Annotated in this window: 26 protein-coding genes; 15 read left to right on the top strand and 11 right to left on the bottom strand. The window is 72.1% G+C overall.

Annotated elements, in window-relative coordinates; genetic code table 11:
* Positions 1–10 precede the first annotated feature (10 nt).
* Positions 11–1,384: an FAD-dependent monooxygenase gene (locus tag ADK86_RS14540; protein WP_053696976.1), complete on the bottom strand. Its 1,374-nt coding sequence runs from the start codon at positions 1,382–1,384 to the stop codon at positions 11–13.
* 90 nt (positions 1,385–1,474) lie between these two features.
* Between ADK86_RS14540 and ADK86_RS14535 the strand changes: the two genes are divergently transcribed.
* Entirely contained in the window at positions 1,475–2,059 is a 585-nt protein-coding gene (locus ADK86_RS14535) for a TetR/AcrR family transcriptional regulator (RefSeq protein ID WP_053696975.1), read from the top strand.
* A 26-nt stretch (positions 2,060–2,085) separates the two neighbouring features.
* On the opposite strand, the gene ADK86_RS14530 is transcribed toward ADK86_RS14535, so the two are convergent.
* Positions 2,086–3,603 carry an MFS transporter gene (locus ADK86_RS14530; RefSeq protein WP_053696974.1) on the bottom strand — a complete coding sequence of 506 codons (1,518 nt, stop codon included), beginning with the start codon at positions 3,601–3,603 and terminating at the stop codon, positions 2,086–2,088.
* A gap of 156 nt (positions 3,604–3,759) precedes the next feature.
* Between ADK86_RS14530 and ADK86_RS14525 the strand changes: the two genes are divergently transcribed.
* From ADK86_RS14525 to ADK86_RS14510, 4 genes are all read left to right on the top strand, one after another.
* The gene (locus tag ADK86_RS14525; RefSeq protein WP_053696973.1) at positions 3,760–4,746 is read left to right on the top strand and encodes a helix-turn-helix transcriptional regulator; all 987 of its coding nucleotides are present in this window, start codon (positions 3,760–3,762) and stop codon (positions 4,744–4,746) included.
* A gap of 83 nt (positions 4,747–4,829) precedes the next feature.
* The gene (locus ADK86_RS14520) at positions 4,830–7,106 is read left to right on the top strand and encodes a heavy metal translocating P-type ATPase (RefSeq protein ID WP_053696972.1); all 2,277 of its coding nucleotides are present in this window, start codon (positions 4,830–4,832) and stop codon (positions 7,104–7,106) included.
* A 232-nt stretch (positions 7,107–7,338) separates the two neighbouring features.
* Positions 7,339–8,277: a beta-ketoacyl-ACP synthase III gene (locus ADK86_RS14515; protein WP_053696971.1), complete on the top strand. Its 939-nt coding sequence runs from the start codon at positions 7,339–7,341 to the stop codon at positions 8,275–8,277.
* Between the two features lie 109 nt (positions 8,278–8,386).
* Positions 8,387–8,809, top strand: coding sequence for a VOC family protein (locus tag ADK86_RS14510; protein ID WP_053696970.1), 423 nt, complete (start codon positions 8,387–8,389; stop codon positions 8,807–8,809).
* 63 nt (positions 8,810–8,872) lie between these two features.
* Here the strand turns inward: ADK86_RS14510 and ADK86_RS14505 are convergent, their stop codons facing one another.
* The 3 genes from ADK86_RS14505 to ADK86_RS14495 all read right to left on the bottom strand — a co-directional run bounded on the left by ADK86_RS14505 (position 8,873) and on the right by ADK86_RS14495 (position 10,858).
* Complete coding sequence (locus ADK86_RS14505) at positions 8,873–9,097, bottom strand: hypothetical protein (protein ID WP_053696969.1); 225 nt, start codon at positions 9,095–9,097, stop codon at positions 8,873–8,875.
* 83 nt (positions 9,098–9,180) lie between these two features.
* Positions 9,181–10,092 (bottom strand): glutaminase, encoded by a 912-nt coding sequence (locus ADK86_RS14500; protein ID WP_053697015.1) that lies wholly within the window; start codon positions 10,090–10,092, stop codon positions 9,181–9,183.
* A gap of 10 nt (positions 10,093–10,102) precedes the next feature.
* Positions 10,103–10,858 carry a helix-turn-helix domain-containing protein gene (locus ADK86_RS14495; protein WP_234345854.1) on the bottom strand — a complete coding sequence of 252 codons (756 nt, stop codon included), beginning with the start codon at positions 10,856–10,858 and terminating at the stop codon, positions 10,103–10,105.
* 105 nt (positions 10,859–10,963) lie between these two features.
* On the opposite strand from ADK86_RS14495, the gene ADK86_RS14490 reads away from it, so the two are divergent.
* The 3 genes from ADK86_RS14490 (at position 10,964) to ADK86_RS14480 (ending at position 12,887) form a co-directional block, all read left to right on the top strand.
* Positions 10,964–11,197 carry a hypothetical protein gene (locus ADK86_RS14490; protein WP_003985347.1) on the top strand — a complete coding sequence of 78 codons (234 nt, stop codon included), beginning with the start codon at positions 10,964–10,966 and terminating at the stop codon, positions 11,195–11,197.
* A 156-nt stretch (positions 11,198–11,353) separates the two neighbouring features.
* A complete protein-coding gene (locus tag ADK86_RS14485; protein ID WP_053696968.1) occupies positions 11,354–11,947 on the top strand; it encodes an N-acetylmuramoyl-L-alanine amidase in 594 nt (197 codons plus the stop codon).
* A gap of 19 nt (positions 11,948–11,966) precedes the next feature.
* Positions 11,967–12,887 carry a 1-aminocyclopropane-1-carboxylate deaminase/D-cysteine desulfhydrase gene (locus ADK86_RS14480; protein ID WP_053696967.1) on the top strand — a complete coding sequence of 307 codons (921 nt, stop codon included), beginning with the start codon at positions 11,967–11,969 and terminating at the stop codon, positions 12,885–12,887.
* A 22-nt stretch (positions 12,888–12,909) separates the two neighbouring features.
* On the opposite strand, the gene ADK86_RS14475 is transcribed toward ADK86_RS14480, so the two are convergent.
* Positions 12,910–14,514 (bottom strand): Na+/H+ antiporter, encoded by a 1,605-nt coding sequence (locus ADK86_RS14475; protein ID WP_053696966.1) that lies wholly within the window; start codon positions 14,512–14,514, stop codon positions 12,910–12,912.
* Positions 14,515–14,618: 104 nt separating this feature from the next.
* On the opposite strand from ADK86_RS14475, the gene ADK86_RS14470 reads away from it, so the two are divergent.
* The 4 genes from ADK86_RS14470 to ADK86_RS14455 all read left to right on the top strand — a co-directional run bounded on the left by ADK86_RS14470 (position 14,619) and on the right by ADK86_RS14455 (position 17,156).
* The gene (locus tag ADK86_RS14470; protein WP_030599930.1) at positions 14,619–14,879 is read left to right on the top strand and encodes a UBP-type zinc finger domain-containing protein; all 261 of its coding nucleotides are present in this window, start codon (positions 14,619–14,621) and stop codon (positions 14,877–14,879) included.
* Between the two features lie 125 nt (positions 14,880–15,004).
* On the top strand, positions 15,005–15,493 hold the full coding sequence (locus tag ADK86_RS14465; protein WP_053696965.1) for a GNAT family N-acetyltransferase: 489 nt from the start codon (positions 15,005–15,007) through the stop codon (positions 15,491–15,493).
* A 270-nt stretch (positions 15,494–15,763) separates the two neighbouring features.
* On the top strand, positions 15,764–16,177 hold the full coding sequence (locus ADK86_RS14460; RefSeq protein ID WP_003985353.1) for an anti-sigma factor: 414 nt from the start codon (positions 15,764–15,766) through the stop codon (positions 16,175–16,177).
* Positions 16,178–16,220: 43 nt separating this feature from the next.
* The gene (locus tag ADK86_RS14455) at positions 16,221–17,156 is read left to right on the top strand and encodes an RNA polymerase sigma factor SigF (RefSeq protein ID WP_003985354.1); all 936 of its coding nucleotides are present in this window, start codon (positions 16,221–16,223) and stop codon (positions 17,154–17,156) included.
* Between the two features lie 196 nt (positions 17,157–17,352).
* On the opposite strand, the gene ADK86_RS14450 is transcribed toward ADK86_RS14455, so the two are convergent.
* Positions 17,353–17,946, bottom strand: a complete 594-nt coding sequence (locus tag ADK86_RS14450) for a hypothetical protein (protein WP_234345853.1) — start codon at positions 17,944–17,946, stop codon at positions 17,353–17,355.
* Positions 17,947–18,028: 82 nt separating this feature from the next.
* On the opposite strand from ADK86_RS14450, the gene ADK86_RS14445 reads away from it, so the two are divergent.
* Both ADK86_RS14445 and ADK86_RS14440 read left to right on the top strand, forming a co-directional pair.
* Positions 18,029–18,997 (top strand): diacylglycerol/lipid kinase family protein, encoded by a 969-nt coding sequence (locus ADK86_RS14445; protein WP_003983229.1) that lies wholly within the window; start codon positions 18,029–18,031, stop codon positions 18,995–18,997.
* Positions 18,998–19,318: 321 nt separating this feature from the next.
* On the top strand, positions 19,319–19,576 hold the full coding sequence (locus ADK86_RS14440) for a WhiB family transcriptional regulator (protein ID WP_003983230.1): 258 nt from the start codon (positions 19,319–19,321) through the stop codon (positions 19,574–19,576).
* Between the two features lie 410 nt (positions 19,577–19,986).
* On the opposite strand, the gene ADK86_RS14435 is transcribed toward ADK86_RS14440, so the two are convergent.
* The gene (locus ADK86_RS14435; RefSeq protein ID WP_030599939.1) at positions 19,987–21,456 is read right to left on the bottom strand and encodes a sensor histidine kinase; all 1,470 of its coding nucleotides are present in this window, start codon (positions 21,454–21,456) and stop codon (positions 19,987–19,989) included.
* 373 nt (positions 21,457–21,829) lie between these two features.
* Positions 21,830–22,444, bottom strand: coding sequence for a TetR/AcrR family transcriptional regulator (locus ADK86_RS14430; RefSeq protein ID WP_053696964.1), 615 nt, complete (start codon positions 22,442–22,444; stop codon positions 21,830–21,832).
* An 80-nt stretch (positions 22,445–22,524) separates the two neighbouring features.
* On the opposite strand from ADK86_RS14430, the gene ADK86_RS14425 reads away from it, so the two are divergent.
* The gene (locus tag ADK86_RS14425) at positions 22,525–23,280 is read left to right on the top strand and encodes a glucose 1-dehydrogenase (RefSeq protein WP_053696963.1); all 756 of its coding nucleotides are present in this window, start codon (positions 22,525–22,527) and stop codon (positions 23,278–23,280) included.
* 146 nt (positions 23,281–23,426) lie between these two features.
* Here ADK86_RS14425 and ADK86_RS43150 read toward each other — a convergent pair whose 3' ends face one another.
* Positions 23,427–23,597, bottom strand: a complete 171-nt coding sequence (locus ADK86_RS43150; protein WP_159393858.1) for a hypothetical protein — start codon at positions 23,595–23,597, stop codon at positions 23,427–23,429.
* 156 nt (positions 23,598–23,753) lie between these two features.
* Complete coding sequence (locus ADK86_RS14420; RefSeq protein ID WP_053696962.1) at positions 23,754–24,818, bottom strand: SIS domain-containing protein; 1,065 nt, start codon at positions 24,816–24,818, stop codon at positions 23,754–23,756.
* Between the last annotated feature and the right edge of the window lie 1,097 nt (positions 24,819–25,915).

Below are 25,915 nucleotides of genomic sequence, written 5' to 3'. Positions count from 1 at the left end.
ACGCGGCCGCTCAGCCCAGGTAGCCGTCCGGCCGGATCAGGAAGGTGTCGCCCGGCGCCGCCGCGTACGCCGCGAAGGCGTGGCCCTCGGCGTCGGTGACGTACCGCCCGTGGCCCGGCGCGTCGCCGGGACGCAGCACGGCGTACGTGTGCTCCTCGTCCGGGGCGGGCGCCCCGAAGGTCAGCCGGGTGAAGTGCGGGCCGCGGAAGAGGTCGAAGAGGCGGACGTCCTTGCCGTCCGCGTCGAGCAGCGGGGCGTCGGGGGCGCGGTCGCCGGTGACGAGGGGGCCGGTGGCGTCCGGGGCGCGGTAGGTGATGTCGAGGCCGAAGCCCTCCTCGCCGCGCTTGTGCGCGTCCGGGTGACCCGCCACGTACTTGTCCAGCAGGTCGGTGCTCACCCCGAGCACGCGTGCCGCGACCGCCCGCCGCTCGGTCTCGTAACTGTCGAGGTCGGTCTGCGCCGCCAGCTTCCAGCCGAGGTTGTACGCGTCCTGTATGCCCGTGTTCAGGCCCTGGCCGCCGGTCGGCGGGTGGACGTGCGCGGCGTCCCCGGCCAGGAAGACCCGCCCCACCCGGTACTTCTCGGCGAGCCGTACGTTCGGCCGCCACACCGTCGACCAGCCGTGCCCGGTCAGGCGCACCCCGGACGCGAACCGGTCCAGCGCGGCCTGCATCGTCGCCAGTGAGGCGTCGTCGCCGTCCCCGAGCGGCGTGATCAGCTGGAAGCGCCCGGTGCCCGGCAGCGGGGTCAGCGCGACGCCCTTCACCGGTGCGTCCGCCGCGGCGAACCAGTGGCCGACGGCGAGGTCGAGGCCCGGCGCGGTCACATCGCCGACCAGCACCCGGAAGGACTCGTCGGTGACGCCGGGGAAGGCCACGCCGATCGCCTTCCGTACGAAGCTGGCGCCGCCGTCGGCCCCCACCAGGTAGTCGAACCGGTCCTCCTCCCCGGTGGCGAAGCGCGCGGTCACCCCGTCCGCGTCCTGCGCCAGGCCGGTCAGCTCGGTGCCCAGCTCGACGCGTACGCCGAGCTCCCGCAGCCGGTCCCGCAGGATGGCCTCGGTCTGCGACTGGCCCAGCACCCAGCCGTTCGGGTACGGGACGTCCGGGCGGGGGTCGCGCGGCTCGGTCATCCAGCGCTCGCCGGCGAACCGGCCGTCGAGGTGCACCCGGAGCGGTGCCGGCGGTGCCCCGGCCGCGCGTACGGCGTCCAGCACGCCGAGGTCGTCGAAGACCTCCAGCGTGCGCGGCTGGATGCCGTCGCCGCGCGAGCCGTCGAAGTACGCGGTCGCCTTGTCGACCACGCGTACCCCGACGCCGCGCCGGGCCAGCTCGATGCCCAGCGTCAGTCCGGTCGGTCCCCCGCCCACGACGAGTACCCGCATGACGAACCCCTTTCACTGAAACTCAATTCACTGAACTTAGATTCATCGTGATGGCTGCTAGCGTGCGCTGTCAAGGAAGCGGGAGGACACGTGAAGCGCGCGGAGCAGGCCAGCGAGACCAGGGCGGCGCTGATCGAGGCGGCCAAGCGCCTGTTCGCGACCCGTGGCTACCTGAACACCAAGGTCACCGACATCACGGCGGAGGCCGGGCGGGCGGCGGGCTCCTTCTACAACCACTTCGCAGGCAAGGAAGAGCTGCTCAAGGCGCTGCTGGACGAGCTGGCCGCGGTGAGCGACCGCTTCGCGGACGCCGAGGGGCACATGTCCGACTTCACCGATCCGGACGCGATCCGCTACCACGTGGCCGTCTACTTGCGCGTGCACCGGGAGTACGCGCCGACCATGCTCGCGCTGCGCCAGGCGGCGCTGGTCAGCGAGGACTTCGCGCGCACCCTCGAACAGTTCCGCCGCGCGCAGGCCGCGGACCTGGCCGACCATCTGGCACACGTACAGAACCTGCCGGCGTCCGTCGAAACCACGCTGACGCTGATGAGCGCGATGATGGAAGCCCCCGCGCAGCTGCTCCACGAGCTGCCGGAGGAGGAGGCCGTCGAGGTGGCCACCCGGTTCATCTACCGCGCGCTGAACGGCAGGGACTACCCGCAGCGGGGGTAAGGCGCCGCGGGCAGTCCGTCGTTCCGTCAGTGGACCAGGACCGGGTCCGCCTCCGTAGAGCTGCACTCCTCCGCGGGCGCCGCGGACCGGTCCGCTCCCCCGCCCGTGCGGGCCTTGCCCGGCAGCAGGAACAGCAGCAGGAAGATGACCGCCAGCCCGGCCGCCACCCACCACAGCGAGACGACCGTGGCATCGACGACCGCCGCCCGCGGGTCCCCGCCGGCCGCGTCGTCGAGCACGCCGAAGAAGGCCACCGAGGACAGTCCGAGCCCGAGCGCCATGCCCAGCTGGCTGGTGGTGTTGAAGATGCCGGACGCCGATCCGGAGTGCTCGGCCGGCACCTCGGAGATGGCCGCGTCGGTGATCGGGGCGACGATCAGGCCCATGCCGCCGCCCATCAGGAGCATCGCGGGCACCATCTGCCAGGAGGTCAGCCCGGTGCCGTACCGCCCGGCCTCCGCGATGTAGAGCAGCACACCGGCCAGCATGATCAGCGCCCCGGCCTGGAGCACCTTGCGTCCGAAGCGCGGCACCAGCTTCTGTACGGAGACACCGGCCGCCGCCGAGCAGGCGAGCGAGAACGGGATTCCGGTCAGCCCGGCGTGCAGCGGCCCCCAGCCCAGGCCCAGCTGCATGCACAGCGTCCAGACCAGGAAGAAGAGGCCGGACAGCGCGCCGAAGGTGAGCTGGACGCCGGTGCCCGCGGCGAACGTACGGAGCTTGAAGAGGGAGAGCTCGACGAGCGGCGAGCCGTCCTTGCGGGCCTTGGCGCGCTCGTACCGTACGAAGACGGCGAAGACCAGCGGGCTCGCGGCCATCGACACGAACCCCCAGAGGGGCCAGCCCAGTTCGCGGCCCTGGGTGAGCGGATAGAGCACCATCAGCAGGGCGAGCGCGGCCAGGAGCATGCCGGCGATGTCCAGGCGCAGCGCCTTGGGGGCGCGGGACTCGGCGATGAAGCGGCGGCCGAGGACGATGCCGGCGATGCCGACCGGCAGGTTGATCAGGAAGATCGGCCGCCACTGGAGGCCGAGGAGGTCCCACTGCGTCAGCAGCGCGCCGATCAGCGGGCCGCACACCGCGCCCAGGCCGACGACGGCGCCGAACATGCCGAAGACCTTGCCGCGCTCGTGCGGGGGAAAGGTGACGTGGATGATCGCCAGCACCTGCGGCACCATCAGCGCGGCCATCGCCCCCTGGAGGACCCGGGCCGCGATCAGCATGTCCGGTCCGGCGGCGAGCCCGCACAGCGCGGAGGCGGCGGTGAAGCCGCCCATGCCGAGCAGGAAGAGCCGGCGGCGGCCGTGGATGTCGCCGAGCCGGCCGCCGGTGATCAGGCCGACGGCGAAGGCGAGCGCATAGCCCGCGGTGATCCACTGGATCGCGCCGAACGACGCGCCGGTGTCCCGCTGGATGCTGGGTATGGCGATGTTGACGATGGTCGCGTCCACCAGGTCCATGAAGGCTGCGGTGAGCACGACGGCGAGCGCGATCCAGCGTCTGCGGCCGGCCGTGCCGGGGGCGGTCGTGGGCGGGGTGGGCATGGCGCTGTCTCCTGAGGGCCTGGGGGTTTGCGAAGCGTCCGCGGCTCGGGCGGCGGACGGCAGGTGCGGCGCGGCGGGCGCCGAGCTGCTGCGTACCAGAACGTTAGGGCGCCTATAGGACAGACCCGGTCCTACTTTGTCGGCCATGATGCGGGCATGAGCGAAACCTCGGCCCGCCTGCTGAATCTCCTGTCCCTCCTCCAGACACCCCGCGAATGGCCCGGCAGCGAACTCGCCGGACGCCTGAACGTCACCACCCGCACCATCCGCCGCGACATCGAGCGGCTGCGCGAACTCGGCTATCCGGTGCACGCCACGATGGGCGCGGAGGGCGGCTACCGGCTCGCTGCCGGCACCGCGCTGCCCCCGCTGCTGCTGGACGACGAGGAGGCGGTGGCCATCGCCGTCGGCCTGCGCTCGGCGGCCGGGCACACCGTCGTCGGCATCGAGGAGGCGTCCGTACGCGCCCTCGCCAAGCTGGAGCAGGTGCTGCCGTCCCGGCTGCGGCGGCGGGTGGGCACGCTCGGCACCGCCACCGTACCGATGCCCTCCGGGGACGGCCCGACCGTCGATCCGGCCCATCTGACCATCCTGGCCGCGGCGGTCGCCAACCAGGAGCGGGTCCGGTTCTCCTACCGGGCGGGCGACGGCACCCCCTCCAAGCGCCTGGTCGAGCCGCACCGGCTGGTCTCGGCCGGGCGCCGCTGGTACCTGGTCGCGTACGACAACGAGCGCGAGGACTGGCGGATCTTCCGGGTCGACCGGCTGTCCGACCCGTACCCCACGGGGGTACGGACACCGCCGCGCGACCTGCCCGCCGAGGACGCCGCCGCGTACGTCCAGGGGCAGCTGCGGAGTCTGGCGGCGGGCGGTGTCGCCGCGGTGGCCACGGTGTACGCGCCCGCCGACGAGGTGGCCGCCCGGCTGGGGAACGCGGCGGTCGAGGTGGAGCCGATCGACGAGCGCTCCTGCCGCCTGCGCACCGGGCCCGACCCCCTGGACTGGACGGCGTACCGGCTGGCGATGCTGGGCCATGAGTTCACGGTGCACGAACCGGCGGAGCTGGCGGCGTACCTGCGGGAGCTGGGCGGGAGGGTGCTGCGGGCGGCCGGGGCGGCGTCACCCGATACCGGGGAGGGGTAGCGCGTATACCCCTGGGGGGTATACAGTCCAGGCAGTGGACGACAGCGACCCTCCGCCGTCACACCGCCCCCGAAGGAGCAGCCATGACCACCACCGTCGACGGACACCGCATCGAGCTGGAGATCGGCGGCATGACCTGCGCCTCCTGCGCCGCCCGCATCGAGAAGAAGCTCAACCGGATGGACGGCGTCATCGCCACCGTCAACTACGCGACGGAGAAGGCGAAGGTCACCTACGAGGAAGGCGCGGGCATCGGCGTCGCCGACCTGATCGCCACTGTCGAGAAGACCGGCTACACGGCCGCCGTACCGGAACCCCCGGCCCCCGCCCCGCCGCCACCCGAACCCGGCGCGGCCCCGGCGCCGGAAGCGGACGCCGACTCCCTCGCCCCGCTGCGGCAGCGGCTGACCGTCTCCGTGGTCCTGGCCGTGCCGGTGATCCTGATGGCGATGGTCCCGGCGCTGCAGTTCACCAACTGGCAGTGGCTGTCGCTGACGCTGGCGGCGCCGGTCGTGGCGTACGGCGCCTGGCCGTTCCACAAGGCCGCCTGGACCAACCTGCGGCACGGCGCCGCCACCATGGACACCCTGGTCTCCCTGGGCACGCTCGCCGCGCTCGGCTGGTCGCTGTGGGCCCTGTTCTTCGGCCACGCCGGGATGCCCGGCATGACCCACCCGTTCGAGCTGACCATCGAGCGCGGCGACGGCGGCAGCAACATCTACCTGGAGGCCGCGGCCGGCGTCACCGCCTTCATCCTGGCCGGGCGCTACTTCGAGGCCCGCTCCAAGCGCCGCGCCGGAGCCGCGCTGAAGGCGCTGATGGAGCTGGGCGCCAAGGACGTCGCGGTGCTGCGGGACGGGCGCGAGGTCCGCGTACCGGTGGGCGAACTGGCCGTCGGCGACCGCTTCGTGGTCCGCCCGGGAGAGAAGATCGCCACCGACGGCACGGTCGTGGACGGCTCCTCCGCCGTGGACGCCTCGATGCTCACCGGCGAGTCGGTGCCGGTCGAGGTCGCCCCGGGCGACCGGGTCACCGGCGCCACCGTCAACGCCGGCGGCCGGATCGTCGTCGAGGCGACCCGGGTCGGCGCGGACACCCAGCTGGCCCGCATGGCGCGGCTGGTCGAGGACGCGCAGAACGGCAAGGCCGCCGCCCAGCGCCTGGCCGACCGGATCTCCGCCGTCTTCGTCCCGGTCGTCATCGCACTCGCCCTCGGGACCCTGGGCTACTGGCTGATCACGGGCGAGGGCGCGGTCGCCGCCTTCACCGCCGCCGTCGCCGTACTGATCATCGCCTGCCCCTGCGCGCTGGGCCTGGCCACCCCGACCGCCCTCATGGTCGGCACCGGCCGCGGCGCCCAGCTCGGCATCCTGATCAAGGGCCCGGAGGTCCTGGAGACCACCCGCCGCGTGGACACCGTCGTCCTGGACAAGACCGGCACCGTCACCACCGGCGCGATGACGCTCACCGCCGTCCACCTCGCCGACGGGGTGTCCGAGGCGGACGCGCTGCGCCTGGCCGGCGCCCTGGAGCACTCCTCCGAGCACCCCATCGCCCGCGCCATCGCCGGTGCGGCGGCCGAGCGTACGGGTGGGCTGCCGGTCCCCGAGGACTTCGCGAACGTACCCGGCCGCGGTGTCCAGGGCGTCGTCGAGGGCCATGCCGTCCTCGTCGGGCGCACCTCGCTCCTCACGGACTGGGCCATCGAACTGCCCGCCACACTGGCCGAAGCCAAGACGGCCGCCGAAGACGCCGGACACACCGCCGTCGCCGTGGCCTGGGACGGGGAGGCGCGGGCCGTGCTCGTCGTCGCCGACGCGGTCAAGCCCACCAGCGCCGAGGCGATCCGCCGGCTGCGCGCCCTCGGCCTCACCCCGGTCCTGCTGACCGGCGACAACGCGGCCGTCGCCCGCTCGGTGGCCGCCGAGGTCGGCATCGACGCGGAACACGTGATCGCCGAGGTGCTGCCCGAGGACAAGGTCTCGGTGGTCAAGGCCCTCCAGGCGGAGGGGAAGTCGGTGGCCATGGTCGGCGACGGCGTCAACGACGCGGCGGCGCTCGCCCAGGCCGACCTGGGGCTGGCGATGGGCACCGGCACGGACGCCGCCATCGAGGCGGGCGATCTGACGCTGGTACGGGGCGACCTGCGCGCCGCGGCGGACGCCATCCGCCTCGCCCGCCGCACCCTCGGCACCATCAAGGCCAACCTCTTCTGGGCCTTCGGCTACAACGTCGCCGCGCTGCCGCTGGCCGCGGCCGGCCTGCTCAACCCGATGATCGCCGGGGCCGCGATGGCCTTCTCCTCGGTCTTCGTGGTGGCCAACAGCCTCCGGCTGCGCCGCTTCAAGCCGCTCGCCTGAGCGGGACACCGACGGCCGGCCCGGCCTCCGACAGCGCACCGCCGTCGGGGCCGGGCCGGTCGCGTGCGCGGAATCACGTCACCGTACGGGGTCGCCGGAGGCGCCCGCTCCGGGCGGTACGTGGCATTCCCTCCAGAAGACGCCCCCGAAGATTGGCGCATCACGCAACGCCTCCCAGGAGCCACACCCCCAACACTGAACGGATACCGTCCGCACACGCACAGGGGATCCCATGACGGGCGCACGCGTCCTGGCCCTCGGCCACTACCAGCCCTCCCGGGTACTCACCAACGACGATCTCGCGCAGATGGTCGACACCGACGACGCGTGGATCAGCAGCCGCGTCGGCATCCGCACCCGGCACATAGCGGCCCCCGACGAGACCGTGGACGCGATGGCCGCCGCCGCCGCGGCCAAGGCGCTGGCCGCGAGCGGCCTGACGGCCCAGGACATCGACCTCGTCCTGGTGGCCACCTGCACGGCCGTCGACCGCAGCCCCAACACCGCCGCCCGGGTCGCCGCCCGGCTCGGCCTGCCGTCGCCCGCCGCCATGGACCTCAACGTCGTCTGCGCCGGCTTCACCCACGCGCTGGCCACCGCCGACCACGCCATCCGGGCCGGGTCGGCGGTCAACGCGCTGGTCGTCGGTGCCGAGAAGTTCACCGACGTGGTCGACTGGACGGACCGCTCCACCTGCGTACTCGTCGGGGACGGGGCGGGCGCCGCGGTCGTCACGGCCGCCCCCGAACCGGAGGTCGGCCCGGTGCTGTGGGGCTCGGTCCCGGACATGGGCGACGCCGTACGCATCGAGGGCAGCCCGCCCCGCTTCGCCCAGCAGGGCCAGGCCGTCTACCGCTGGGCCACCACCCGCCTCCCGGCCATCGCCCGCCAGGTGTGCGAGCGCTCCGGCATCGAACCGGCCGACCTGGCCGGGGTCGTGCTGCACCAGGCCAACCTGCGGCTGATCGAACCGCTGGCGGAGCGCATCGGCGCCGTCAACGCGGTGATCGCGCGCGATGTCGTCGAGTCCGGCAACACCTCGGCCGCCTCCGTCCCGCTCGCCCTGTCCAAGCTGGTGGAACGGCGGGAGATCCCGTCCGGCGCCCCGGTCCTGCTCTTCGGGTTCGGCGGCAACCTGTCGTATGCGGGACAGGTGATCCGGTGCCCTTGAGGGGCTGAAACGGGTGGTCAGGAGCCCGTGAGAGGGATGAAAGCGGGTGGCCGGGCCGCGTCCGATTTCTTCAAGACCCGGTCCGGGCGTGCTGCCTACGCTCCCCCGTATGAGCAACGAAACCCACTCCACCGCGACCACCACCCCGCGCTTCGCGGCGATCGGCATGGTCGTCGCCGACATGGCGGCCTCGCTCGCCTTCTACCGCCGCCTCGGCCTCACGGTCCCGGCGGAGGCCGACACCGCCCCGCACGCCGAGGCCACGCTGCCCGGCGGACTGCGCCTGATGTGGGACACGTACGAGACCGCGCGCTCCATCGACCCCGGGTGGACACCGCCGGCCGGCGGCGCCGCGACGGGCCTGGCGTTCGAGTGCGCCGATCCGGCGGAGGTCGACAAGGTCTACGCGGAGCTGGTCGACGCCGGATACACCGGGGAGAAGCCGCCGTGGGACGCGGACTGGGGGCAGCGGTACGCGGTGATCCAGGACCCGGACGGACACGGGGTGGATCTGTTCGCGGCGTCGGCGTAGGCGTACGGGACGGGGCGCGGGCGGGGCTTCGAACGGCCTACGGCGCGTCCTTCGGGCGACGGCCTACGGCACTTCCCGCAGGTACAGCGCCCCGCACGAGTGGCAGAAGGGTTCGGCCGCGGACGTGCCCCAGGCGTCCGTGGACTGTACCGCCGCGTCCGGTTGCAGTTCGCGCCCGCACATGGACAGCGTGCTGTCCAGCCGCACCATGTGCCAGATCTTGACCGGCGCGTCCGGCTCTCGCGGCGATCCGCCGTCCGCGTACTCCGCGCGCATCTCGTGCTCCATGGCGACACACCTCCTCGCCCCCACGATGCGCCCGCGAGGGGGCGGACCGCTACCCGGCGGCTCCGCCCGGACCACCGCCCGGCTCAGAACACCGACCAGCCGGTCAACGTCGTGAAGTGGTCCAGCGCCGCCGCGCCCGCCACCGAGTTGCCCCGGGTGTCCAGCCCGGGGCTCCATACGCACAGCGTGCAGCGCCCCGGCACGACGGCCACGATGCCGCCGCCGACGCCGCTCTTGGCGGGCAGCCCGACCCGGTAGGCGAACTCCCCGGCCGCGTCGTACGTGCCGCAGGTCAGCATCACCGCGTTGATCCGCTTGGCCTCGCGCGCCTCCAGCAGGCGGCTGCCGTCCGCGCGCAGCCCGTGCCGGGCCAGGAAGCCGCCGGCCGTCGCCAGGTCGCGGCAGCTCATCTCGATGGAGCACTGCCAGAAGTAGTGCTCGATGACGCTGGGGACCGGGTTCTCCAGGTTGCCGAAGCTCGCCATGAAGTGCGCGAGCGCCGCGTTGCGGTCGCCGTGGTCGGCCTCCGAGTCGGCCACGGCCTGGTCGAAGGCGAGGTCCGGGTTGCCGCTCTCCTCGCGCAGGAAGTGCAGCATCGTGGTGCTGGCGTCGCCGGTCAGCGTCTGGAGGCGGTCGGTGACGACCAGCGCGCCCGCGTTGATGAAGGGGTTGCGCGGTACGCCGTTCTCCCACTCCAGTTGCACGAGCGAATTGAACGGGGTGCCCGACGGCTCGCGGCCGACCCGCTTCCAGATGTCGTCGTTGTCGTTGGCCATGACCAGCGCCAGCGAGAACGTCTTGGAGATGGACTGCACGGAGAACGGGACCTCCCAGTCCCCCACCCCGTAGACCTCGCCGTTGATGTCGGCGACCGCTATGCCGAAGCGGTCCATCGGCACCTTTTCCAGCGCCGGTATGTAATCGGCAACCTGCCCATGTCCGACATACGGCCTCGCAAAGGCCGCTACCTCCTCAAGAACGGCCTGGTAGTCCATGACGGACACGCTAACCCGAGGCCACCAGCACCCCCAGCGGGACCCCTGCCAGCGCCTTCACCTCGCGTGCCAGGTGCGCCTGGTCCGCGTACCCGGCACGGGCCGCCACGTCCGCGTACGGCATGCCGCCGCGGGCCAGCTCCAGCGCGCGCACCAGGCGCAGCACCCTGGCCAGCGTCTTGGGGCCGTAGCCGAACGCCGTCAGGCACCGCCGGTGCAGCTGCCGCTCCCCGACGCCGACGGTCCGGGCGACCTCCGCCACCGAAAGGCCGTCGGCGAGCGCGGCGGCGATCAGGCCGCGTGCCGGGTCGGGCGGGTCGTCCGCCGCCCGCAGCCGGTCCACCGCGATCTCCTCCAGCACTCTTCCGGGTGATCCTGTCCCGGCCAGCGTCCCGGCCAGCCGCGCCACCCGGTCCCGGGGCCACAGCTCGTCCAGCGGCACCCGCTGATCACGCAGTACGTGTGCCGGTACGCCGAGGACGGCGGGCCCCTGACCAGGGGCGAAGCGCAGCCCGACGACGAGGGAGCCGGGCCGCACGGCCGGGGTGTGGGCGGTGGTGTCCGGGCCGGCCACGGTCAGCCGGCCGTCCATCCACAGCAGGTCCGTACAGCCGTCGGGCAGCACCCGCTGCGGCGCCTCCGGGACGCCGCCGGGCACCCGTTTCGCCCATACGACCGCGCCGGACAGCCGCGAGGCCCGCTCGCGGTACCCGCCGCGCTCCCCGTCCGCACCCCGGCGCACGCTGCCGTCCCCGTCCGCACTCACATCCCCAGCCTGGCACGGGAACGCGGGTAACGTCCGGTCCGTTGATCGGGTACAGCCCGTCACCGGCGGGCCCAACGCCCCTCCCCCGACCTCATGGAGGCAGCAATGGCAGGCTTTCTCGACCGCGCCAAGGAGCAGGCACAGAGCGCGCTGAACCAGGGCAAGCAGAAGGTCGACGAGGTCCAGCAGCAGCGCGCGGGCAACGACCTGCTGAAGAAGCTGGGCGCGGCCTACTACGCCGAGCGCCGTGGCAGCGGCTCCGCCCAGGCCACCCAGGAAGCGCTGAGCGCGCTCGAAGCCCATATCGCCACCCACGGCGACGGCTTTCTGCGCGGCTGAAAAAGCAGGGGAAAAAGCGGTGGAAAGCGGCTGAAAGCGCTCGCTCACCCGCTCGCACACGCGACGAACGGCTGGCCTGGGACCTGACGTTCCAGTACAAGCGTTTTACGAGGCGGTGCGCGGTCGGCGGCCGCCGCGCACCGAACGGAGTCGGCCATGGCCCCACCCATGTCCGCGAACACCTTCCTCAAGGCCCTCAGAGACGAGGGTCTGGAGGTCGTCGAGGTCGGCGAGTGGCGCACCCACAACCGCAACGGCCACGGCGCCTGGGGACCGGTGCACGGCGTGGTGATCCACCACACCGTCACGTCCGGGACCGATGAGACGGTCCGCCTGTGCTACGACGGCACCTCGGCGCTGCCCGGCCCGCTGTGCCACGGCGTGATCACCAAGGACGGCCGGGTCCACCTGGTCGGCTGCGGCCGGTCCAACCACGCGGGCAGCGGCGACCGGGACGTCCTGAACGCGGTGATCGCCGAGAAGAAGCAGCTTCCCCCCACCAACCAGTACAACGCCGACGGCAACGTCCACTTCTACGGCTTCGAGTGCGAGAACCTGGGCGACGGCAGGGATCCCTGGCCGGAAGCCCAGCTGGAGGCCATCGAGAAGGCCGCGGCCGCGCTGTGCCGCGTCCACGACTGGAACGAGTACTCGGTCATCGGCCACCTGGAATGGCGGGCCGACAAGATAGACCCCAAGGGCTTCACGATGAAGGACATGCGGGCCCGCATCGGCGCCCGGCTGAAGTAGGTACCGCCGCCGCGCGACAATGGGTCGCGTGACCACCCCCGCCCCCGGCCTCGCCGCACTGCGGCCGCGTCTGCCGTCCCCGCTCCAGCGGATCGAGGACGAGCGGTTCGCGCGCCGCGGTGTGCGGCTGCTCCTCAAACGGGACGACCTGATACATCCCGAGCTGCCCGGCAACAAGTGGCGCAAGCTGGAGCCGAATCTGCGGGCGGCGGCCGGGGCCGGGGAGCGCACGCTGCTCACGTTCGGCGGCGCCTATTCGAACCACCTGCGGGCCACCGCGGCGGCCGGCCGCCTGCTGGGCTTCGCGACGATCGGCGTCATACGGGGCGCCGAACTGGCCGGCAAGCCGCTGAACCCGTCCCTGGCGCGCTGCGCCGCCGACGGCATGCGGCTGCACTTCGTCGACCGCGCCACATACCGCCGCAAGGCCGAACCGGAGGTCGCGGCGGCGCTGCGCGAACGTTTCGGCCCGTACTACGCGGTCCCGGAGGGCGGCAGCAACGCGCTCGCCGCCCAGGGCTGTACGGCCCTGGGCCGGGAGCTGCGCGGCGAGACCGACGTGGCCGCCGTCGCCTGCGGAACCGGCGGCACCCTCGCGGGCCTGGCCGCGGGGCTGGCCCCGGACCAGCGCGCCCTCGGCATCCCCGTCCTCAAGGGCGGCACCCCGCACTTCCTCGCCGCCGACACCGAACGCCTCCAGCACGCGGCCTTCGGCGGCCGGCGCGGCACCTGGGACCTGGACCCCCGCTTCCACTGCGGCGGCTACGCCCGCCGCACCCCCGAACTGGACGCCTTCGCCGCGGACTTCGAGACCCGCCACGGCGTCCCGCTGGAGCGCCTCTACGTGGCGAAGCTCCTCCTGGGCCTGACCACCCTGGCCGAGGAGGGGGCGTTCGCTCCTGGTACGACGGTCACCGCCGTCATCACAGGCGCCCCCTGAGCCGCCGCTCCGGCCCTCCGCCCTAGTCGACCCCCTCCCGGTACGCCGCCGCCTCCTCCAGGTCCAGCCGCTTCAGCAGCACCCGCATCATCTCGTCGTCGATCCGCCGCTCGTCCCGCATCTGCACGAACACCTTGCGTTCGGCGTCGATCATCTCCCGCGCCAGCCGCCGGTACGTGGCGTCCGCCGACTCCCCCGTCACCTCGTTTGCCGTCCCCAGCCGCTCCCACACGGCGTTGCGCCGCCGTTCCAGTACGGTGCGCAGCCGGTCGGCCAGCGGGCCCGGGAGCGCGTTGCGCGGGTCCTCCAGCATCTCGTCGAGCCGCTGCTCCGCGGCCCGCGACGCCTCGTTCTGCGCCTGCGCCTCGGCGAGCGTCTCGGACCGTTCGTCCCGCTGCGGCAGCCGCAGCGCGCGGATCAGCGGCGGCAGCGTCAGCCCCTGGACCACGAGCGTGCCGATGACCGTCGTGAAGGTCAGGAAGAGCACCAGATTGCGGGCCGGAAAGCCCTCGTCGGAATCGTGGACGGTCACCGGGATGGAGAACGCGATCGCCAGCGACACCACGCCCCGCATCCCGGCCCAGCCGACGATCACGGGCGCCTTCCAGTTCGTACCGGGCTCGCGGGTGCGGATGCGTTCCGACAGCACCCGGGGCACGAACGTCGCCGGGAAGACCCACACGAAGCGCGCGAGCACCACCACCACGAACACTATGACCGCGTACCAGGCCGCCTCCCCGCCGCCGAACTCGCCCAGCCCGCGCAGCACCACCGGCAGTTGCAGGCCGATCAGCGCGAACACCGACGACTCCAGTACGAAGGAGACCATCTTCCACACGGCCTCCTCCTGGAGCCGCGTCTCGAAGTCGACCTGCCACGACCGGTGCCCCAGGTAGAGCGCGACCACGACGACCGCCAGCACCCCGGACGCCCCGAATTCCTCGGCCACCTGATAGGCCACGAACGGAATCAGCAGCGACAGGGTGTTCTCCAGCAGCGGCGCGTCCCGCAGCCGGCAGCGCAGCCAGTGCAGCGGGATCATCAGCACCGCGCCGACCCCGATGCCGCCCAGCGCGGCGACCGCGAACTCCCGGATGCCGTCGGTCCAGGTAGCACCCACCCCGGCGGCCGCGGCCACCGCCACCTTGTACGCGGTGATCGCGGTGGCGTCGTTGACCAGCGACTCGCCCTGGAGGATCGTCGTGATCCGGCTCGGCAGGCCCAGCCTGCGGGCGATGGCGGTGGCGGCCACCGCGTCCGGGGGCGCGACCACCGCGCCCAGCACGAGCGCCGCCGCCAGCGGCAGGTCGGGGATCATCAGGTACGCGACGTACCCGACGACGACCGTCGCGAAGAGCACATAGCCGACCGACAGCAGCGCCACCGGCCGCAGGTTGGCCCGCAGGTCCAGGTACGAGCTCTCCAGCGCGGCGGTGTGCAGCAGCGGGGGCAGCAGCAGCGGCAGCACGATGTGCGGATCGAGGGTGTAGTCCGGTACGCCGGGGATGTACGCGGCGGCCAGCCCGGCCGCCACCAGCAGCAGCGGTACGGGCACGGGCGTGCGCCGGGCGGCCCCGGCGACCGCCGCGCTTCCCGCGACCAGCAGCAGAAGTGGCATCACGTCCATCGGCCTCGCCCGTCCTGTCCCGTCCCGCCGGGCCGGCCCGCGCCGCCCGGTCATCGCGGCGGCCACCCGTGCCGTACCCGCTGGTGCGATCTAACCTGGCAATCATGAGCGAGTGCCCGCATGTTCCCGAACTGCCGCGCCCCGAGCCCGCCCCGCTGACCGACACCTGCCCCGAGTGCCGGGCCGTCGGCAGCCACCCCGTACAGCTGCGGCTGTGCCTGGAGTGCGGACACGTCGGCTGCTGCGACTCCTCGCCGTACCGGCACGCCACGGGCCACTACGAGGCGACCGGCCACGCGGTGATGCGCTCGTACGAGCCGGGCGAGTCCTGGCGGTGGTGCTTCGTCGACGAGATGCTCGTCTGACGAAGGCGCCGCAAGCCGGCCGCAAACCGGAAAAAGGGGCATCCGGAAGGGGGCTGCCGGCCTGCCCACGGCCCGAATCCCGGACCCCGCGGCCGGTTGTCGGTACCGCCCGCTAGCCTTCAGGCATGATCCGCACCGCGACGGTCGACGACGTCCCCGTCATCCACGCCATGATCCGCGAGCTGGCCGCGTACGAACGGGAGCCGGACGCCGCGAAGGCCACCGAGGCGCAGCTGCGCGGGGCCCTCTTCGGCGAGCACCCGGCCGCCTTCGCGCTCCTGGCCGAGGACGCGGAGGGCCCCGTCGGCTTCGCTCTGTGGTTCCGCAACTTCTCGACGTGGACGGGCACGCACGGTGTCTATCTGGAGGATCTCTACGTCCGCCCCGAGGCCCGCGGCGGCGGCCACGGCAAGGCGCTGCTGGCGGCCCTCGCGGAGATATGCGTGGAGCGCGGCTACGCACGTTTCGAGTGGTCAGTCCTGGATTGGAACGAACCGTCCATCGGTTTTTACCGGTCGATCGGCGCGGAACCCATGGACGAATGGACCGTCTTCCGGCTCACTGGAGATGCACTGCACAACCTCGCGGGCGTCTCGAACGTCAACGCAGCGTAATCAGCTTCGATTTGGCAGTGCAGACCCCTAGCCACTGTCCGTACCCGTAGGCTTACAATGAGTGACAGTCGTAGGACTGCGGGACGCTGCGGGACCAGCCGTCGTACCGGAGGTCGGCCCTGCCTCTTCCGGGCGACATCGCCCCGCAGATCGCGATAGCGTCGCAGGCGAACCACGTGCCGCGCCGGATCGTTCTCCTCTTGTTCACGAGAGGGGTCGCGACCGGCGCGAATATCAGCTCAACCAGCTTGTGTCACCTTGGAGGTGAGGGTGTCCCAGATCGCAGGCGAGCCCGGGACCCAGGACTTCGTGGAAGTCCGGCTGCCCGCTGCGGGTGCCTACCTGTCGGTGCTGCGTACGGCCACGGCCGGCCTCGCAGCCCGCTTGGACTTCACCCTCGACGAGATCGAGGATCTGCGCATCGCCGTGGACGAGGCATGCGCGATTCTTCTGCAACAGGCCGTGCCGGGCTCCGTGCTGAGCTGCGTCTTCCGCCTGATCGACGACGCGCTGCAGGTGACCGTCTCGGCCCCGACGACCGACGGCCGCGCCCCCGAGCGCGACACCTTCGCCTGGACGGTGCTCTCCGCGCTGGCCGGCAAGGTCGACTCCACCGTCGCGGAGGACCGTACGGTCACGATCAGCCTGTACAAGGAGCGCGGCGCCGGTCCCGGACCGTCATGACCGAACAGGGGGCCCCGTGAAGGATCTTGATCGCGGCACGCGGATGGCGCCCGGTGTGGCCATCCCCGAGCAGCATGCCCGGCCGCAACCGGTGGGCGCGGATGACCACGGCGGCCGGTTGGACGCGGAGCAGGCAGAGCGGGCGGACCACATGGACCAGAGCGAGCACAGGCGGAACGAGCGCGATCCGCACACCCCGCACCACCCTCATGACCCTCACGACCCCCATGACCGAAGCGGCGCGCGGGCGATGTTCTACGAGCTGCGCAAGCTGCCCGACGGCTCGGCCGAGCGCGCCGAACTGCGCAACGCGCTCGTGCGCATGCACCTGCCGCTCGTCGAGCACCTGGCCCGGCGCTTCCGCAACCGCGGCGAGCCACTGGACGACCTGACCCAGGTCGCCACCATCGGCCTGATCAAGTCCGTGGACCGCTTCGACCCGGACCGCGGCGTGGAGTTCTCCACGTACGCCACGCCCACCGTCGTCGGCGAGATCAAGCGGCACTTCCGCGACAAGGGCTGGGCGGTCCGCGTGCCCCGCCGCCTCCAGGAGCTGCGGCTGTCGCTGACCACCGCGACCGCCGAGCTCTCCCAGCGCCACGGCCGCGCCCCCACGGTCCACGAGCTCGCCGAGCACCTCGCGATCTCCGAGGAAGAGGTCCTGGAGGGCCTGGAATCGGCGAACGCGTACAGCACCCTGTCCCTGGACGTGCCGGACACCGACGACGAGTCGCCGGCCGTCGCCGACACCCTGGGCGCCGAGGACGAGGCGCTGGAGGGCGTCGAGTACCGCGAATCCCTCAAGCCGCTGCTGGAGGATCTGCCGCCGCGCGAGAAGAAGATCCTGCTGCTGCGCTTCTTCGGCAACATGACCCAGTCGCAGATCGCCCAGGAGGTCGGCATCTCCCAGATGCACGTCTCCCGCCTGCTGGCCCGCACCCTGGCCCAGCTCCGCGACAAGCTCCTCGTGGAGGAGTGAGCGAACCTCCCGTCGTCGGCCACCGCCCCGGTCTCACCAGGAGCCCGGGGCGCCGTACGTCGGCCGCCCGACCGCTGCCCGGCGGTGTACGTACCGCCCGTACGGCCACGGACCGACCGTACGGCCGCGGCTCGCCGCCTTCGTTCCCCGTACGGATGAGGTACGGGCGGGGTACGCACGGGCCCTGCCCCATGGCTCAGTCCCGCGGGGCGATCCCCAGCGCCTCGGTGGCCGTCGGATTCACCAGCAGGGCGAGCACCGCGATGGCCACCACCGCCAGGCCGATGCCGGCCGCGATCAGCGCGCCGCCGCCGTTCACCAGCGTCCACGCCACCGGAAACGCCACGATCTGGGTGATCAGCGAGGGCCCACGGCTCCAGCGGCGGCGCAGCCACAGCCCGCGCGCCGCGACCAGCGGCAGCGCCGCCAGCGCCAGCACGGTCAGGCCGCCCATCTCCGCCTGGCGGGGGCTGTCGGGCGAGCCGGCCAGGCCCATGACCAGCATGTAGACGCCGAGCGCGGCCAGCGCCAGACCCTCGACGGCGGTGAGCACAGCGGCGGCGCCGATCCGGCCGGGCCGAGGCCCGCTCGGCCCGGCGGCGGCGGCCTTGCCGGACCCGGTCGCCGCCTTCTTGCCGCCGTCGCCCGTCCGGGCGCCCTTGCCGGACGAGGCGCCCTTCGCGCCTTGGGCCCGTACGTCCGTTCCGTCCGGCTTGCTGCCCCGCGTCGCCTCGGCCGGCCGGGTGGTCCGGGCCGCCTTGGCCGCGGGGCGCTTCTGCTTACTGCTCACCCCAGCAGGGTAGCCCCGGGGCGCCCTCGGCACGGCGGGCAGGGAGTGGGTCGGGTACCGGCAAGTAGGTACCCTGCTCACCATGCGCGCACTTCTCGTGGTCAATCCCGCAGCTACCACCACCAGTGCGCGTACGCGTGAAGTGCTCACCCATGCGCTGGCCAGCGACCTGAAGCTGGAGGTCGCCGAGACGCAGTACCGCGGGCACGCCCGCGACCTGGCCCGGCAGGCCGCCGAGGGGGGTCAGATCGAGCTGGTCGTCGCGCTCGGCGGCGACGGCACGGTGAACGAGGTCGTCAACGGTCTGCTGACGCACGGGCCCGACCCCGAAGCGCTGCCCCGCCTCGCTGTCGTCCCCGGCGGCTCCACCAATGTCTTCGCCCGCGCACTCGGCCTGCCGAACGACGTGGTCGAGGCGACGGGTGCTCTTCTGGACGCGCTGCGTGACGGAAGTGAACGCACGGTCGGCCTGGGGCTGGCGGCGGGCACCCCGGGCAGCGACGACGAGGGCGTGCCGGCCCGGTGGTTCACCTTCTGCGCGGGCTTCGGCTTCGACGCGGGGGTGGTCGGCCGGGTCGAACAGCAGCGGGAGCGCGGCAAGCGTTCGACGCACTCGCTCTACATGCGGCAGGTGCTGCGGCAGTACGTCGGCGAATCGAACCGCCGGCACGGCACGATCACCCTGGAGCGGCCGGGCGAGGACCCGGTGGAACACCTGGTCATGTCGATAATCTGCAACACCGCCCCCTGGACCTACCTGGGCAACCGCCCGGTCTACCCGGCGCCCGCGGCGTCCTTCGACACGGCCCTGGACGTCTTCGCCCTGTCGAAACTCTCCGCGACCGCGGTGACGCGCTACGCGACCCAGCTCCTGGCGTCAACACCGGAGCGCGGCCCCCGTGGCAAGCATGTGGTCTCGCTCCATGACTTGACGGACTTCACCTTGCATTCGCAGGCTCCACTGCCGTTCCAGATGGACGGCGACCACCTCGGGCTCCGTACGAGCGTGACGTTCACAGGCGTTCGCCGTGCACTGCGTGTGATTGTGTGAGCAGTAGGGCCTAAAGTCCTTTCAGTCGAACGTTTAGGCTGACTTCCACCCCCTAGAAGTACGGCTGTGACCTAGGCGACACCAAGGAATCAAAAAAAAGTTTCCGGAAGGGGTTGTATCCGCCGCCGAGGTTTGCGACTCTCTTCATGGCGATCGGGACGGCCGTTTCTTCCGGCCCCCTTGAGAGCCCGAATCCCCCTCCTCATTCTTCAGGACCGCACCAGTTCCCAACTGGGGTTTGGCCCTTCCCTTGTGGAGGGATTCGTGAAAGCGTTCACATTCACAAGCAACGATCCCGTCACACGAGGAGATGGAGCAGCCATGGACTGGCGTCACCGCGCCGTTTGCCGCGAGGAAGACCCCGAGCTCTTCTTCCCCATCGGCAACACCGGTCCTGCGCTGCTGCAGATCGAGGAAGCCAAGGCCGTCTGCCGCCGCTGCCCCGTCATGGAGCAGTGCCTGCAGTGGGCGCTGGAGTCCGGCCAGGACTCCGGTGTCTGGGGTGGCCTCAGCGAGGACGAGCGCCGCGCCATGAAGCGCCGTGCAGCTCGCAACCGGGCGCGCAACGCCAGCGCCTGACCGCAGACGCCCCCCGTGGCCCCCGAGCCGCAGCGCGCAGTACCCCCACCGCTCCCCCAGCGCCCCGAGCGCCTGGGAGCCCCCCACGCAACGTGAGCTTTGAGCCCCGGACCAGATGGGTCCGGGGCTTACTGCTGTTCACACCGGCGGCGTCGGCCTGGCGGGCACCCGCGAATACGACCCCGGCCCTCCGGTCTGGACCAGGGGCCCCGTTCCGCCGCGCCGCTCCCCACCCGGAACGCGGAGCCCCCGCCACACCGTTGTCCATTCGCCGCCATCGCCGTCACTCTTTCGTTACGTCGATCTGCTGTACGGCAGTTGGGCGGCCCGGATACTCCGCGCGGACTTCTCTCCCGTATTCCTTCCCGAATTCCGTCCGTTCGCCGCTCACTTGATGAGCGGCGGCTTCATCAGTGCTTCTCCGCTCGTACGGGAATGTCGAGAATCACCTGAGTGCCCCGTTCGGCGCCGGGCACCATGTCGAACTTTCCGCCCAACTCGCCCTCCACCAGGGTGCGTACGATTTGCAGGCCGAGGTTCCCGGCCCGGTGCGGGTCGAACCCGTCCGGCAGGCCGCGGCCGTTGTCCTGGACGGTGACCAGCAGGCGGGGCTCCGTACGGCTGCCGCCGCGTACCGCGCCGACCTCGACGGACCCCTGATCGCCCGGAACGAAGGCGTGTTCGAGGGCGTTCTGCAGGACCTCCGTGAGGACCATGGACAGCGGAGTGGCGACCTCGGCGTCGAGTATCCCGAAGCGGCCGGTGCGGCGCGTGGTGACCGCGCCCGGCGCGATCTCCGCGACCATCGCCAGCACCCGGTCCGCGATCTCGTCGAACTCCACGCGCTCGTCGAGGTTCTGGGACAGCGTCTCGTGCACGATCGCGATCGAACCGACCCTGCGCACCGCCTCGTTGAGCGCCTCGCGCCCCTGCTCGGAGTCCATCCGGCGGGACTGCAGACGCAGCAGCGCGGCCACGGTCTGCAGATTGTTCTTCACCCGGTGGTGGATCTCCCGGATGGTGGCGTCCTTGGTGATCAGCTCCCGTTCGCGGCGCCGGAGTTCGGTGACGTCGCGCAGCAGGACCAGCGAACCGATGTGCGTGCCCTTGGGTTTGAGCGGGATGGCGCGCAGCTGGATCACCCCGTCCTCCCCCTCGACCTCGAACTCCCGCGGCGCCCACCCGCTGGCCAGCTTCACCAGCGCCTCGTCCACCGGGCCGCGCGCGGGCGCGAGTTCGGCGGTGGTCCGGCCCAGGTGGTGGCCGACGAGGTCGGCGGCGAGGCCCAGGCGGTGGTAGGCGGACAGCGCGTTCGGGCTGGCGTACTGGACGACGCCGTCCGCGTCGAGCCGGATCAGCCCGTCGCCGGCGCGCGGCGAGGCGTCCATGTCGACCTGCTGGCCGGGGAAGGGAAAGGATCCTGCGGCGATCATCTGCGCGAGGTCCGAGGCGCTCTGGAGGTACGTGAGCTCCAGCCGGCTCGGCGTCCGTACGGTCAGCAGGTTCGTGTTCCGGGCGATCACTCCCAGTACCCGGCCCTCCCGGCGCACCGGGATCGACTCGACCCGTACGGGCACCTCCTCGCGCCACTCGGGATCGCCCTCGCGTACGATCCGTCCCTCGTCCAGGGCGGAGTCGAGCATCGGCCGGCGGCCGCGCGGAACGAGGTGGCCGACCATGTCGTCCTGATAGGAGGTCGGTCCGGTGTTGGGCCGCATCTGGGCGACGGACACGTACCGCGTGCCGTCGAGGGTGGGGACCCACAGGACGAGATCGGCGAAGGAGAGGTCGGAGAGCAGCTGCCACTCCGACACCAGCAGGTGCAGCCATTCCAGGTCGGAGTCGCTGAGGGCGGTGTGCTGGCGTACGAGATCGTTCATGGAGGGCACGCTCTGGAGCCTACCGGCGTACGGTAGGGGTGTTGTCCCCGCAAGGGCATGGACAGATCTAAATGGTCTAGTCCACAATGAGTTGGGTATCGCACCCCGCGAGGGCGGCCGCCAGGCCCGCGGTACCGCACCAAGAACCTCCGAAACCTCCGCTCTCCCCGCACAGGAGGGCGGATAGAGGCCCGAGCGCTCTCTGCCCTGACTGCGCGACGGCCTCAGGTCGACCGGCCTCTGGGCGTGCGTGCGTCTCCGCCGCACGTGGGGCGCATTCCGCCGCCGGGCCGGCCGATGAAGCTCCGGGCTGCGGTGCCGGACAGGTTGAGGGTCCTGTCCCGGCGCCGCGGCCCGCGGGTGTTTTCCGCCCCTACTCCTCGCTCTTCCCGGGGGGCCAGGCGGCCATCGCCAGCTCGGCCACCCGCTCCAGCGTCGTACGGTCCGCGCCGTCCCTGGCCTGCTGCGACATGCCCTGGAGGACAGCCGCGCAATAGACCGCGAGCGCGTGGGCGTCGGTGTCGGCAGGCAGCTCACCCGTCGCGACGTCGCTCCTTATCCGCCCTTCGATCGTCTCCACGTTCTCGGCGCGGCGTTCCTGGAGGCTGCGCATGACGTCCTCGGACTGCGCCGTGCAGTTGGTGGCAGCCGTGATGACCATGCAGCCGCGCGGGTAGCCCGGCAGGGTATGGAAGGCCGCCGCCTCGCGCAGCATCCGCGCCACGGCCCGGCGCGCCGTCGGCTCCTCGGCGAAGGCCCGGACGGAGAAGGCGCCGAAGTCCCGGACGTACGCCTCGATCGCCTCCTCGAAGAGCGTCCGCTTGTCGCCGAACGCCGCGTACAGGCTCGGCGCCTTGATGCCCATGGCCTCGGTCAGGTCCGCGATGGAGACGGCCTCGTAGCCGTGCTCCCAGAAGGCTCGCATCGCCTGCTCCAGAGCCGTCTCCCGGTCGAAGGACCGGGGCCGTCCACGCTGTTTCGTCGCCATCCTCGAATTCTATAGCGGGCGCTACGGAAACCCTGCTACGGTTTTTCTGTAGCAACCGATACAGAAAGGGGGGCGCGGTCATGGGCGTGCTCACGGGCAGGACGGCGCTGGTCACGGGCGGCAGCAGGGGCATCGGGCGGGCGATCGCCGAGCGGCTGGGCCGCGACGGCGCACGGGTCGCGGTGCATTACGGACGCGACGAGACCGCCGCGAAGGAGACGGTGGCGGCGATCGAGGAGGCCGGCGGCCGGGCCTTCGCCGTCCGGGCCGAACTGGGCGTCCCGGGCGACGCCGCGGCCCTGTGGTCCGCGTTCGACGCGCAGGCCGACGGCCTGGACATCCTGGTGAACAACGCCGGCGTGACCGGCCGCCGCGAACCGCTCCAGCAGGCGACGGAGGAAGACTTCGACCACGTCTTCGCGGTCAACACGAAGGCCCCGTTCTTCATCACCCAGCTGGGCCTGGACCGGCTGCGCGACGGCGGCCGGATCATCAACATATCGACGGGCCTCACCCACGGCGTCGCCGTCCCCGAACTGATCGCCTACGCGATGACCAAGGGCGCCATCGACGCCTTCACCTCAACCCTCGCCAAGGCCCTGGCCCCCCGCGGCATCACGGTCAACGCGGTCGCCCCCGGCGTCGTCGACACCGACATGAACGCGAGCTGGCTCCGCACCGACCCCGAAGCCTGGCAGGCGTATTCGGACGCATCCCCCTTCGGGCGCGTGGGCGAGCCCCGCGACATCGGCGACATCACCGCATTCCTGGCTTCGGACGACAGCCGGTGGGTCACGGGGCAGTGGATCGATGCGACTGGGGGTGCGTTGCTTTGAGGTGGGGGGCGGGGGCCGGGTGGGGGTTCTGGAGTCCCGTCGCTGAGCTGCACACCAGCGACTAACGCCCACGCGGGCTTGCGAACGGGGCGGACGTTGCCTGGCGCGTCGTTGCCTGATGCGTCACCGGCGCATGCTCACTCTGCTCACTCGCGCGCGGCGTTGATCAACATCAAGTTGGCTGCGCCCGGTCGCACTTCGAAGAATCCTTCGCCGGCGGGGATCTCGGCGAGGAGGAAACCGCTGGGGTCCCCTGCGTCGCTGAGGTGGAGCGTCACCCCGTTAGGCAGCGTGATCCGAAGCTCATCGGCCTCCACGGCACTCGCCACTCCCCCTCGGACCGCCTGGACCCGCAGGGGACGGGGCTCATGCGAAGGAACGGGACAGGAACCGGCCGCAGTCATGACGGAAAGCTAACCCGCCGGGAGTCACCTGAACAATGACAACGCCGTCACCGAGCCCCGCACGCCGCGTCAGCGCGTTTCGGTGATCTTCGCCAGGGAGCGGGGCGCGTCCGGGTCCTGCCCCCGCGCGAGCGTGACTTCGTAGGCAAGCCGTTGGAGAGGAAGGATTTCCAGGATGGGCTGAAGCTCCTCCGCCACGCCGTCCGTCGGCAGCGCGAAGCCGGCCGCCGCCCGCCCCACCTCGGCGTGGCCACCGATGACCACCAGATCCGCACCCCGATCGCGCAGCCGTTCCAGTACGGGCCGCAGCGCCTGCCCGCCCTTGCCGTCGGTGACGATCGCGATGACCGGGGAGATGTTGTCGACCATGGCGAGCGGACCGTGCAGCAGGTCCGCGCCGGAGTACGACAGGGCGGGGATATAGCTGGTTTCCATGAGCTTCAGGGCGGCTTCCTTGGCCGTCGGATAGCCGTAACCACGGGAGGTGAGCACCATGCGTTCCGCGAACCGGTAGCGGGCGGCGAGGGCCCTGACCTCGTCATGGCGGGCGAGGACGGACTCGGCGAGTTCCGGCAGCGCCCTCGCGGCCAAGTCACCCGCGACCAGGTCGCCCGGCGCACGCGGGCCGGGGTGTCCGGCGCTGACGCGCAGGCCCTCGACGAGGAGATAGAGGGCGAGGAGTTCGGCCGTGTACGTCTTCGTGGCGGGCAGGGCGCGCTCCGGACCGGCCAGTACGTCGATGTGGAACTCGCTGATCCCGGCGACCGCCGACCCCGCGTTGTTGGTCACCGCGAGCGTGATCGCACCGGCCTCACGGGCGGCCCGCGTGGACGCGACGAGGTCGGGCGAGCCACCGGACTGGCTGACCGTGATGACGAGACAGTCCCGGAGGTCGGGGCGCGCCCCGTAGGCGGTGGTCGTGGACATGGAGGTGAGACCGCAGGGCTTGCCGAGCCGCACTTCGAAGAGGTACTTGGCGTACAGGGCCGCGTTGTCCGAAGTACCGCGCGCGGTGAGCAGCACGAACCGCGGCCCGCGGGCGGCGATCTGCTCGGCAACCGCACGGATGCGGGGTGCACCCTCGGCAAGGATGCGGCGCAGCACATCGGGCTGCTCGGCCATCTCGGCGGCCATGAAACGGCCCGGCCGCTCGCCGCCCGAGCTTGGCGGTGCGGGGGCGCCTGGAGCAGAAGCGGGGGCCTTTGCCACGTCTGCGGCCTTCGCCCTGGGCGCGGTCTGCGTTCCGGGCGCGGCCTCCGTCCCAGACGTTGCCTTCACCCCGGGCACGGTCTCCGCCCCAGACGTGGCCTCCGTTCCAGACGCGGACTCCGCCACGTCCGCGGCCTCCATCCCAGGCGTGACCTCCGTCCCAGGAGCGGTCTCCGCTCCGGGCGCAGCCTCCGTTCCAGACGCGGTCTCCACCACGCCCGCAGCCTCCGTTCCGGACGTGGTTTCCGTTCCGGACGCGGCTTCGGCCACGCCCGCGGTCTCCGTCCCAGGCGTTGCCTTCACCCCGGGCACGGTCTCCGTTCCGGACGTGGCCCCCATCCCAGGCGCGGCCTTCGTCCCACCCGCGGCCTCCGCCCCATGCACGGCCTCCAGCCCGGGCGCGCTCTCCGTACCAGACACAACCTCCCCCACACCCGCGGCCTCCAGCCCGGGCACGGCCTCCAGCCCGGGCACGGCCTCTGGCCCGGGCACGCCCTCCGTACCAGACGCGATCTTCGCCCCGGGCGCGGCCTCCGTTCCGGGCGCAGCCTCCGTTCCGGACGTGGCCCCCATCCCAGGCGCGGTCTTCGCCCCACCCGCGCCCTCCGCCCCGGACGTGACCTGCGTCCCGAGCGCGCTCTCCGTACCAAACACGGCCTCCCCCACACCCGCGGCGCCCATCCCAGGCGTGGCCTCTGCGCCGAACGCTGCCTGTGCCCCGGGCGCCGCATCCGCCCCGGAAGGGCCATTCGTTGTGCGGTTTGTGTCGCCGGACATGTGGGCCGCCTCCTCGTGGGTGTGCGTCCCCGAGTACCCGGCCCGCGGCGGCACCGCACGCGGGGCCGCGCCAGCATGGCATGCGTGCGCACCGCGCTCCGGGCACCCCCACGCACTCGCCCGGCGCTCTCTGTTCATCGCGCCACAGAACTCGCGAGCCGACCGCCGAGGAGCGCCGAGCCGACCAGGCCCGGCCAGCCGCCACAGGACCAGCCCGCCCGGCGCCGGACCAGCCCACCCGCCGC

Source organism: Streptomyces sp. NRRL F-5755 (assembly GCF_001279365.1).
Lineage (GTDB): Bacteria > Actinomycetota > Actinomycetes > Streptomycetales > Streptomycetaceae > Streptomyces > Streptomyces rimosus.
The sequence above is the reverse complement of the archived record's forward strand: the minus strand, read 5'-3'. Positions and strand labels throughout refer to the sequence as shown.

Coding starts and splice junctions, on each gene's coding strand:
- ADK86_RS14540 (WP_053696976.1), bottom strand. CDS start 1,384: ATGCGGGTACTCGTCGTGGGCGGGGGACCGACCGGACTGACGCTGGGC.
- ADK86_RS14530 (WP_053696974.1), bottom strand. CDS start 3,603: ATGCCCACCCCGCCCACGACCGCCCCCGGCACGGCCGGCCGCAGACGC.
- ADK86_RS14525 (WP_053696973.1), top strand. CDS start 3,760: ATGAGCGAAACCTCGGCCCGCCTGCTGAATCTCCTGTCCCTCCTCCAG.
- ADK86_RS14520 (WP_053696972.1), top strand. CDS start 4,830: ATGACCACCACCGTCGACGGACACCGCATCGAGCTGGAGATCGGCGGC.
- ADK86_RS14515 (WP_053696971.1), top strand. CDS start 7,339: ATGACGGGCGCACGCGTCCTGGCCCTCGGCCACTACCAGCCCTCCCGG.
- ADK86_RS14510 (WP_053696970.1), top strand. CDS start 8,387: ATGAGCAACGAAACCCACTCCACCGCGACCACCACCCCGCGCTTCGCG.
- ADK86_RS14505 (WP_053696969.1), bottom strand. CDS start 9,097: ATGGAGCACGAGATGCGCGCGGAGTACGCGGACGGCGGATCGCCGCGA.
- ADK86_RS14500 (WP_053697015.1), bottom strand. CDS start 10,092: ATGGACTACCAGGCCGTTCTTGAGGAGGTAGCGGCCTTTGCGAGGCCG.
- ADK86_RS14490 (WP_003985347.1), top strand. CDS start 10,964: ATGGCAGGCTTTCTCGACCGCGCCAAGGAGCAGGCACAGAGCGCGCTG.
- ADK86_RS14485 (WP_053696968.1), top strand. CDS start 11,354: ATGGCCCCACCCATGTCCGCGAACACCTTCCTCAAGGCCCTCAGAGAC.
- ADK86_RS14480 (WP_053696967.1), top strand. CDS start 11,967: ATGGGTCGCGTGACCACCCCCGCCCCCGGCCTCGCCGCACTGCGGCCG.
- ADK86_RS14475 (WP_053696966.1), bottom strand. CDS start 14,514: ATGGACGTGATGCCACTTCTGCTGCTGGTCGCGGGAAGCGCGGCGGTC.
- ADK86_RS14470 (WP_030599930.1), top strand. CDS start 14,619: ATGAGCGAGTGCCCGCATGTTCCCGAACTGCCGCGCCCCGAGCCCGCC.
- ADK86_RS14465 (WP_053696965.1), top strand. CDS start 15,005: ATGATCCGCACCGCGACGGTCGACGACGTCCCCGTCATCCACGCCATG.
- ADK86_RS14455 (WP_003985354.1), top strand. CDS start 16,221: ATGGCGCCCGGTGTGGCCATCCCCGAGCAGCATGCCCGGCCGCAACCG.
- ADK86_RS14445 (WP_003983229.1), top strand. CDS start 18,029: ATGCGCGCACTTCTCGTGGTCAATCCCGCAGCTACCACCACCAGTGCG.
- ADK86_RS14440 (WP_003983230.1), top strand. CDS start 19,319: ATGGACTGGCGTCACCGCGCCGTTTGCCGCGAGGAAGACCCCGAGCTC.
- ADK86_RS14435 (WP_030599939.1), bottom strand. CDS start 21,456: ATGAACGATCTCGTACGCCAGCACACCGCCCTCAGCGACTCCGACCTG.
- ADK86_RS14430 (WP_053696964.1), bottom strand. CDS start 22,444: ATGGCGACGAAACAGCGTGGACGGCCCCGGTCCTTCGACCGGGAGACG.
- ADK86_RS14425 (WP_053696963.1), top strand. CDS start 22,525: ATGGGCGTGCTCACGGGCAGGACGGCGCTGGTCACGGGCGGCAGCAGG.
- ADK86_RS14420 (WP_053696962.1), bottom strand. CDS start 24,818: ATGGCCGCCGAGATGGCCGAGCAGCCCGATGTGCTGCGCCGCATCCTT.